This is a genomic window from Paraburkholderia sp. Cpub6 (assembly GCF_014201065.1).
In the GTDB taxonomy this organism is placed as follows: Bacteria; Pseudomonadota; Gammaproteobacteria; order Burkholderiales; family Burkholderiaceae; genus Paraburkholderia; species Paraburkholderia tuberum.
The window spans coordinates 50,382-59,499 of the sequence record NZ_JACHDM010000035.1; the positions used below are offsets into that span (position 1 = coordinate 50,382).

The 9,118-nt window shown below is 63.3% G+C and carries 8 protein-coding genes; 3 read left to right on the forward strand and 5 right to left on the reverse strand.

The window, feature by feature from the left end; genetic code table 11:
• The first annotated feature begins 22 nt into the window (after positions 1–22).
• From HDG33_RS33375 to HDG33_RS33385, 3 genes are read left to right on the forward strand one after another with little or no spacing between them, the layout of a single operon-like run.
• Positions 23–928: a carbohydrate ABC transporter permease gene (locus HDG33_RS33375; RefSeq protein ID WP_184039648.1), complete on the forward strand. Its 906-nt coding sequence runs from the start codon at positions 23–25 to the stop codon at positions 926–928.
• A 27-nt stretch (positions 929–955) separates the two neighbouring features.
• Complete coding sequence (locus tag HDG33_RS33380; RefSeq protein ID WP_184039650.1) at positions 956–1,807, forward strand: carbohydrate ABC transporter permease; 852 nt, start codon at positions 956–958, stop codon at positions 1,805–1,807.
• A 60-nt stretch (positions 1,808–1,867) separates the two neighbouring features.
• Positions 1,868–3,832, forward strand: coding sequence for a beta-galactosidase (locus tag HDG33_RS33385; protein ID WP_184039652.1), 1,965 nt, complete (start codon positions 1,868–1,870; stop codon positions 3,830–3,832).
• Between the two features lie 209 nt (positions 3,833–4,041).
• Here HDG33_RS33385 and HDG33_RS33390 read toward each other — a convergent pair whose 3' ends face one another.
• The 5 genes from HDG33_RS33390 to HDG33_RS33410 all read right to left on the reverse strand — a co-directional run bounded on the left by HDG33_RS33390 (position 4,042) and on the right by HDG33_RS33410 (position 8,774).
• Positions 4,042–4,374: a hypothetical protein gene (locus HDG33_RS33390; protein ID WP_184039654.1), complete on the reverse strand. Its 333-nt coding sequence runs from the start codon at positions 4,372–4,374 to the stop codon at positions 4,042–4,044.
• A gap of 385 nt (positions 4,375–4,759) precedes the next feature.
• On the reverse strand, positions 4,760–6,118 hold the full coding sequence (locus HDG33_RS33395) for an MFS transporter (RefSeq protein ID WP_184039656.1): 1,359 nt from the start codon (positions 6,116–6,118) through the stop codon (positions 4,760–4,762).
• 384 nt (positions 6,119–6,502) lie between these two features.
• Positions 6,503–7,489 carry a M14 family metallopeptidase gene (locus tag HDG33_RS33400; protein ID WP_184039658.1) on the reverse strand — a complete coding sequence of 329 codons (987 nt, stop codon included), beginning with the start codon at positions 7,487–7,489 and terminating at the stop codon, positions 6,503–6,505.
• Positions 7,490–7,657: 168 nt separating this feature from the next.
• Positions 7,658–8,065 (reverse strand): GtrA family protein, encoded by a 408-nt coding sequence (locus tag HDG33_RS33405; RefSeq protein WP_184039660.1) that lies wholly within the window; start codon positions 8,063–8,065, stop codon positions 7,658–7,660.
• Between the two features lie 13 nt (positions 8,066–8,078).
• Positions 8,079–8,774, reverse strand: coding sequence for a class I SAM-dependent methyltransferase (locus HDG33_RS33410; protein WP_184039663.1), 696 nt, complete (start codon positions 8,772–8,774; stop codon positions 8,079–8,081).
• Between the last annotated feature and the right edge of the window lie 344 nt (positions 8,775–9,118).

Sequence of the window (9,118 nt, forward strand, 5' to 3'; positions counted from 1 at the left end):
CGATTTCCGACGAGGCCGTTCCATGTCTCATACCGCAGCGCGCCGCCTGCCCGCGGCGCGGCACCGTCGCGTCTCGACGACGCGACGTCATCAGCATCGCGCCGCGTTTTTCTTTCTGCTGCCGGGCTGTGCGTTGTTCGCGCTGTGCGTGATCTATCCGATCATCAGCAGCATTTCGCTGAGCTTCTACAACTGGGACGGCATGACGCCGAAGACCTTCGCCGGTCTCGCCAATTACGTCGAGCTGTTTCAGTCCGATACGTTCTATACGGCGCTGAAGAACAACCTGATCTGGCTCGCGCTGTTTCTGCTCGCGCCACCTCTCGGTCTGCTGTTCGCGCTGTATCTGAACCAGCAGGTGCGCGGCATGCGGGTCGTGAAGTCGCTGTTTTTCGCGCCGTTCGTGCTGTCGGGCGTCGTGGTCGGCCTCGTATTCAGCTGGTTCTACGATCCGACGTTCGGGCTGCTGCGGCTGATCGTCGGCCGTGGCATCCCGGTGCTCGGCGATCCGCATACGGTCACGTTCGGCATCATCTTCGCCGCGCTGTGGCCGCAGGCGCCGTTCTGCATGATCCTGTATCTGACCGGGCTCACCGGCATCAATCCCGAGGTGGTCGAGGCCGCGCGCATGGAAGGCGCGCAAGGGCTGCGACTGCTGTGGCACGTGATCCTGCCGCAATTGCGGCCCGCCACCTTCATGGCGGTGGTGCTGACCGTGATCGGCGCACTGCGCAGCTTCGATCTGATCGCGGTGATGAGTGGCGGCGGTCCGTTCGACAGTTCCACCGTGCTCGCCTATTTCATGTACGACCAGGCGATCAAGTACTACCGCGAAGGCTATTCCGCCGCGATTGCGGTCGTGCTGTTCGCGATCATGCTCGTCTATATCGTGTTCCATCTGCGCCGCATGTTGCGCGAGGAACGCTGATTCTCTGAACGTCAGGAGTACCCGGTCATGTATCCGCTTCCCCTCGAACGCTGGAAACCGCTGAATCGCACGCTTTACAAGGCCTCGCTGCCGCTGGCGCTGTTTATCTGGCTGCTGCCGATGCTCGCCGTGCTGCTGACCTCGATCCGCTCGACGGATGAGTTGTCGCAAGGCGACTACTGGACATGGCCGAAACACTTCGCGTTGCTGGAGAACTATGGCACCGCGCTCACGCAAACGCCGATGCTGCATTACTTCGCCAATAGCGTGCTGATCACGGTGCCGTCAGTGATCGGCGCGATCGTGCTCGCGTCGATGGCGGGCTTCGCGTTGGCGACGTATCGCTTTCCGGGCAATACGGCCGTGCTGTTCGCGTTCGTCGCCGGCAATTTCGTGCCGATCCAGATCCTGATGATTCCAGTGCGCGACATGGCGCTGAAGTTCGGCCTGTTCAACACCGTGTGGGCGCTGGTGATCTTTCATGTGTCGTTTCAGACCGGCTTCTGCACCTTGTTTCTGCGCAACTTCATCAAGCAACTGCCGTTCGAGATGATCGAGGCCGCGCGCGTCGAAGGCGCGGGCGAGTGGACGATCTATCTGCGCATCGTGCTGCCGCTGATCCGCCCCGCGCTCGCCGCGCTCGCGATCCTCGTGTTCACGTTCGTGTGGAACGACTACTTCTGGGCGCTGTGCCTCACGCAAGGCGACGACGCCGCGCCGATCACGGTGGGCGTCGCCGCGCTGAAAGGGCAGTGGACGACCGCGTGGAACCTCGTCGCGGCGGGCTCGGTGCTGGCCGCGTTGCCTTCGGTGCTGATGTTCTTCGGCATGCAAAGGCACTTCGTCGCCGGACTGACCTTCGGGGCGAGCAAGGGATAAACGGCGCCTGAAACACGATTGAAACGACGGCTCGACGTCAACTCACCACGAGACTTTCACATGCAACTTGGTGTCTGCTACTACCCGGAACAATGGCCGCGCGCGATGTGGGCCGACGACGCGCAACGTATGGTCGAACTCGGCATCACGCATGTGCGGATCGCTGAATTCGCGTGGAGCCGTATGGAGCCGCGTGCCGGCGAATTCGACTGGCAATGGCTCGACGAAGCGGTCGAAACGCTCGCGAAAGCGGGCCTGAAACTCGTGCTCGGCACGCCGAGCGCGTCGCCGCCGAAGTGGCTCGTCGACGCGCATCCGGACGTGTTGCCGGTGCGCGCGGACGGCGCGCGCTGGAGTTTCGGCTCGCGGCGTCACTACGATATTTCGAGCGATACGTACCGGCGCGAATGCGTGCGCATCGTCACCGCGATGGCGAAGCGCTATGGCCGGCATCCGTCGATCGTCGCATGGCAGACCGATAACGAACTCGGCTGCCACGACACGGTGCCGAGCTATTCGGCCTCGGCGTTGCAGCGCTTTCACGCGTGGCTGCAGCGGCGCTACGCAACGATCGGCGCGTTGAACGACGCGTGGGGCAACGTGTTCTGGAGCATGGAGTACCCGTCGTTCGACGCGATCGGGCTGCCGACGCTGACACCCACCGACGCCAATCCGATCCATCTGCTCGACTTCCGCCGCTTCATGTCCGACGAGGTGGCGAGCTTCCATCGCGAGCAGATCGAGGTGTTGCGCGAGCATGCGCCGAACGCGGATCTGCTGCACAACTTCATGGGCTTTTTCACGACCTTCGATCACTATCGCTTCGCCGCCGACAACGCGATCGACGTCGCCGCATGGGACAGCTATCCGATTGCGCGCACTGAGTCGATCGCGTTGCCGGAGGAGCAGAAGGCGCGCTTCGCGCGTACCGGACATCCCGACGTGTCCGCGTTCGATCACGACCGCTACCGGGGCATTGGCGGCGGGCGCTTCTGGGTGATGGAGCAGCAGGCCGGTCCGGTGAACTGGGCGTCGTGCAATCCGATTCCGGCGCCGGGCATGGTGCGGCTATGGGCGTACGAGGCGTTCGCGCATGGCGCGGAGCTGGTGTCGTATTTCCGTTGGCGTCAGTGCCCGTATGCGCAGGAGCAGATGCATTCCGGGCTCAATTTGCCGAACGACGAACTGTCGCCGGGCGGTCTCGAGGTGCAACGGGCCGCGCGTGAGATCGCGGGCAGCACGGTGCTGTCGACGCTCGCCGCGCCCGCGCGCGCGGCCACCGCGCTGGTATTCGACTACGAGACGCAGTGGATGTTCGAAATCCAGCGTCACGGCAAGGGCTTCGACTACCAGACGCTCGCGTTCGACTACTACGAGTCGCTGCGCGAACTCGGGCTCGATGTCGATATCGTGTCGAGCCGGGCAGATCTTTCGCGCTACCAGCTAGTCGTGGTGCCGAGTCTCGCGGTGATCGACGCCGCGCTGGTCGAGCAGATCGCGCGTTCGAACGCGCAATGGGTGTTCGGCCCACGCAGCGGCTCGAAAACCGACGCGTTCGCGATTCCCGGCAATCTGCCGCCCGGCGCGTTGCAGCGCGCGCTGCCGATCCAGGTGCTCGAAGTCGAAACGCTGCGCTCGACGCTCGCGCCCGCGCTGTCGATCGACGGCACCGAGGGTCACGCGCTGCACTGGCGCGAGCATGTGCGCGCCAATGGCGAGACACGCATTGCCGCGCGCTTCGACGATGCCTGGCCCGCGCTGCTGACGCACGGCAACGTGCGCTATGTGGCCGGCTGGCTGTCGCATGAACTGCATCGCACGCTGTTGCGGCAGGCAGCGCGCGATGCGGGCCTCGATACGCAGGTACTCGCCGATGGACTGAGGCTGCGCCGCCGCGGCGGCTTGACCTTCGCATTCAATTTCGGCGCGCAACCGGTGCAGGCGCCAGCACTGCGCAATGCGACGTTCGTGCTCGGCGAGCCGCGCCTGAATACCGGCGACGTCTGCGCGTGGAAAGACGCGTGACGTGGTGTGGTTGTCACGTCACGGCAGGAAGTCAACGAGGGAGGAAGCGGTAGCAGCAGCCTGAAAAGTCGCAGTTCAAAACTCGTAGGTTGCAACACGGACGCATCAAACCAGGACCAGGCGGCCCGCAAAGAGCCGCCATTCAATCGATGGAGGATGACGGATGAACCGAAGAGAAATGCTGGGATGGCTGGCGGGCGCCGCTGCGGTCACTGTGCCGGCGATGCCTGCCCCTTGTGCTGGTTCACGCACTCCGACGTGATCGCCATGCTCGCCTGATCGGGCGTCATGTGTGGTGCGTCGGGGCTGTAGATTTTTTCGATGATCGCGTCGACGGCCGCGCGGTCGGACGGGTCTTTGTAGTAGTGGGCGGCCTGCTCGAGCGCCTGAGCTTTGGTCTTTTTGTGTGCGCGCCACGACGCGACCTGGCCGGCGATATCGCCGAGCGCGAAACATTGATCGCTGACGGTCTGCGCGACGGCCTGAGCGGCCGGCTGCGCGATGCACAGCGCGACGAGCGCGGATACGACTACGCGTTTCATTACCGGAGTCCTGACATGAGACGGCGGCGGCGCGGCAGCGGCGGTGATCGCCGCGCCTGGCCGCGCGCGGAAAAATTGTTGCGTAGTGTATCGGGAAGTAGGCCGGGGCGCTTTTCGCCGCCGTGGATCACAATGTCGCAGGCGAACGGGTGTGACGTCGATGCGTCACAGCGGCAGCGGCCGATCCTTTAGCCAGGTTTCAGGCGCGGCGATGGTTCTGATTGCCGTGCTGCGGTGTGTCGAGCAACTGCTCGCGTTCAGGTAAGCGAGAGATTCCAGGCGTTCAGCGAAACAAAAAGCCGCCCTGCGATTCGCAGGGCGGCTTCTGGGTCACCACTCGATCGAACCGTCACCGGTCCGCTGGCGCGCACATTTCATTGCAGGCTCAATGGCCGAACGACTCCGTCTTCGACGCACCCGCTTCCGCCGCCTGCGGCCGTGCCGCCTGCTTGATCAGCAGCGCGACGCACGACAGCAGACCCGCCACCGCGATCGTTGCGAAGATGCCGCCGAACGAGAAGTGGCGGCGCGCCAGCTCTGCTACGAGGAACGAACCCGCAATGCCGCCGAAGCGGCCGACGCCAAGCATCCACGCGACGCCCGTGCCGCGGCCCACGGTCGGGTAGAACGCGGCGGCGAGCGCCGGCATCGACGATTGCGCGGTGTTCATCAGCACGCCGGCAATGAACACGATCAGCACGAGCGCGCCGACGTTGCCGGCCGCCTGACCGATGAAGTACACGCTGACGGCGGTCAGTGCATAGCACACCGCAATGACGCGGTTCGCGTTGAAGCGGTCCATCAGCACGCCGGCCAGTACCGCGCCGACGCCGCCGAGCGGGAACAGCGCGGAGATCAGCGTCGCGCGTTGCGGCGTGAGGCCGGCGTCCTTCAGCAGGATCGGCATCCAGTTGATCGATGCGTAGAAGATGACGAGGCCCATGAAGTACGCGACCCACAGCATCACCGAACCGACGATGTACGAGCGCGACAGCACGACGCCGAGCCCCTTGCCGCCGGTTTGCGGCGCGGTTTCGGTCATCGTGAAACCGGCGGCCTGCACCGCGTCGCCGGAAATGCGCGCGAGAGCGGCGCGAATCCGCTCGGCCGGCTTGTTATTCGCGACCATGTAGCGGACCGACTCCGGCATCTTCGCGAGCACCAGCAGCAACAGCAGCAGCGGCGTGACGCCGCCGAGGATCAGCACGCTGCGCCAGCCCAGATGCGGAATCATCCACGCGGCGAGGAAACCGCCGAACGCGGCGCCGAGCGGGAAGCCGCAGAACATCAGGTTGATCATGGTGGCGCGGCGGTTGTCCGGGCAGTACTCGCCCATCATCGTGACCGCGTTCGGCATCGCGGCGCCGAGGCCGACGCCGGTGACGAAGCGCAGCACGGTCAGTTGGTCGATGCCGGTCGAGAACGCCGACGCGAGGCAGGCGACGCCGAACAGCAGCACCGAGCCGACCAGCATCGAGCGACGCCCGAGGCGGTCGGACAACGGACCCGAGCCGAGCGCGCCGCACGCGAGGCCGAACAGCGCGGCGCTCAGCACCGGCGCGAGCGCGGGCTTGTCAATACCCCATTCGGTGATCAGTGAAGGCGCGATGAAGCCGATCGCAGCAGTGTCAAAACCGTCCAGCAGGACGATGATGAAGCACATGAAAAAGATCAGCCATTGGAACGGCGAAAACGGATGCTCGTTGATGAAGGTTTGAACGTTCACAGCGGGGCTGCGGTTCATGATGGTCTCCTGGCAGCGAAAGGCCCGACACGACGAGCTATTCTTCTCTAAGACTGTACGCCGTCTGGCAACGGGGTACGATGCCTGCGGCGGGCCAACTGGCCGTTCATCGGCAATGAATCATCCCGGACGGATCGGTTTGACGGAATCGCGCCGGGCGAGGGATTTTGTTCGAATAAAGAACTGTGATTCTCTATGCGAACGCGCGCCACTGTAAGGAATGAAATCGATGCGGTCAACGGGGGAATACCCGAGCTTCGCAGTGGCGGACGTGCCCGCCGATGCGTAGGAGGCGGCGCGCAGCAATAGGGCCGCAGAAAGGACGAGGCGCGCCAAGCTCAACGCGCCAAAGCAACCGGCGAACGGCGTCGAGACATCTGCCCGTCAGGCCGTCACCCCGGGATTGGCCACCGTCCGCTCGATTCGCCCCAGCCGGACCACCGTCACACCGGGGCGTAACTGCCGCAGCGACGGCATCACGAGCATGCAGTTGTCGTAGGGGGTGCGCACCTCTTCGCCGTTCGACCAGCCGATCACGGCGCCCGCCTCGGCGAAAACTTCGAGGCCGGTGTACGCCGCGGCGAAGCTGAAGTCCATGCTGGTCGCGACGACCGGCTGTGTCACGCGCACGATGTTCTGCTCGGGCGGCAATGGCGCGAGCCATCCAGGCGGCAGATCCGCTTCGTCGATCACGCCGGCCAGCAGCAGGAAGCGCGCGGTCGTATCGCGCGCGACCGCCACCGCACGGCGCTCCCAATGCTGGCCGCATTCGATCAGCAGCGCGTTCTTCGGGCTCGCGGCATCGCCGAATCCTTCGTAGTCGCGCATGCGGCGGCCTTCGGGATGCCCTTCGTCGCAGATCACCGTGGCGGGCGTACCGAGCCGCACCGCGAGGTCGATGCCTTTTTGCAGCGGTCCCGCGACGATCAGCGGCTTGCACCGCTCGTGCATCGAATGCAGGTCGAGCAGCGCGTCGACCGTATCGATCACCGGGCGCATCGCACGCGCGCGCTTGAGTTCGCTCGACCTGCGCGACGTGTCGTCGAGCACCGCCGCCGTCCACACGCGGTTGAAGTCCTGATCGACGAAGCGCGCGGCGTCCGGATTCGCCGGATCGAAGCGCCGGTATGCGGCGACGTTCGCGAACGACAGCGTGAGCTGGCCGCGTCGCGGCCGCAACGCGCGACGCAGCAGTTCGTCGACGACGATCGCGCCGCACACTTCGTTGCCGTGCGTGAGCGCGTTGATCATCACGTGCGGGCCGGGCACGCCCGAATCGAACGTATGGACGTATGCAACGCCCGACAACGATGGCTCGTGCGGCGCGATATCGGGGAATGCGACTTCGATCGGATAGGCTTCTCGACTCATGGCGGCGTCCTCGGTGAATGGCATTGGTAATCTTTTCGTAAGACGTTGTGATTCCTGGCGCCTTCCGCAAAAGATAGTAAATGTTCTTCCGATATGTGCTTACCGTATCCCGCCACGTCGACAAAATCGTGAACGGATATCAATGACGTGTGGATACGAGGCGCATCTTCAGCGTGCGCGCCCGCGCATCGCCCAATACCGGTTGCCGAGAAAGCCCACGATCACGTAGACGGGAATGCCGCACAGTTGCGCGAGATAGGGCGCGTGCGTGAGATGCAACACCGAAACCATCGTCGCGAGATTGGCCAGGTACGAGATCAGCACGACGATCAGAAAGCGGATGGCGGTGTGCCGCGTGGCCTCCGTCCTGAACGTGAACCTGCTGTTGAGCGCGAAGCTCAGTCCCACACCCATCGCGTAGCCGACTATGTTGGCAACTACAGGAATCGCGCCCGCCGCTTGCACGATAAAGATGATGGCGGCCGAGATCACCGTATTGAGGCCGCCAACCAGAAGATACTTGATGAACTGGCGAAGAGGTTCGGTACGCGATGCTGTCGTGCGTAGACTGTTCATCGAATGGCCGCCTTCATGCGGCGCTCGCGTAGACGGCGTATTGGGCGCCGAGCGGAACATGGCTCAGATATTTTTCGAGTGGACGCAGTTTGGCCAGCATGTGAGGAAAGAAAATCCTGAAGCGCACGACAACGTCGGAAAAGCCCGCATCGAGGCACGCCCGCTTCATGTTGCGCGCGGTGATCAGTTTGGCGTTCACATCGAACTCGCAGGTGTTGACCGCCTTGACGGTCAGCGGGTTCAGCGGATTATGCTCGAAGATGACGACCGTGCCCCGCGGACCCACGACGCGCTTCAGTTCGCCCAACAAATGAACATGCTCGGCGTGATCGATATGATGGAACACGCACATCGCATAGGCCAGATTGAATTCGCCCTGCTCGAAAGGCAGCGTGTGGCCGTCGAAGTGGACGAAGCGCGAGGAATCGGGAAAGCGGCTTTGCGCGACTTCCAGTGAACGCTCCGATACATCCGCGCACGTGAGCTGTGCGTCCGGCAAATAGCGCTTCACCCATGGAATCGACGTGCCCACGCCCGATCCGAAATCGAGCATGCGCGCGGGCAGCGCATCGCGTCGCGTCATCTCCTCGGCGATGTCGCGGATCTTGTACTCGGCGAAAAACTCCGGACCTTCTCCCGATGCCGCGATGTTACGGGCGTGCAGCGAAAGATACTCGTCAGCAAAGCTGTCGAACTCGGCCTTGTCCATGCTATTCATCCTTTCCGTGAACATCGGTTCCAAAGGCAATTGGAAAGCGATCTGGCGTGACGGTTCATGCATTCTCCATGTCTCCACGACCCAATCATACGGGACCACGCGAACAATCGCATGGCCTTGCGCGTATCGGTATGCTGATGCAGACCAATGCCAGTAAAAAGTGGTTGTTCGTATTCCGATGTGGTAATTCCGTTGCGGCTCTAATTCGACGTTTTTTCCGATGCCTTAGGGCAACGCTGATTACTAACCAGTGCGTAAGTAAGCGAACATAAATCGACGCCATGGTCTAAGCTTTAAGGGGTTTAGGGAGAGGCGAGATGCGAGAGGACGACGGC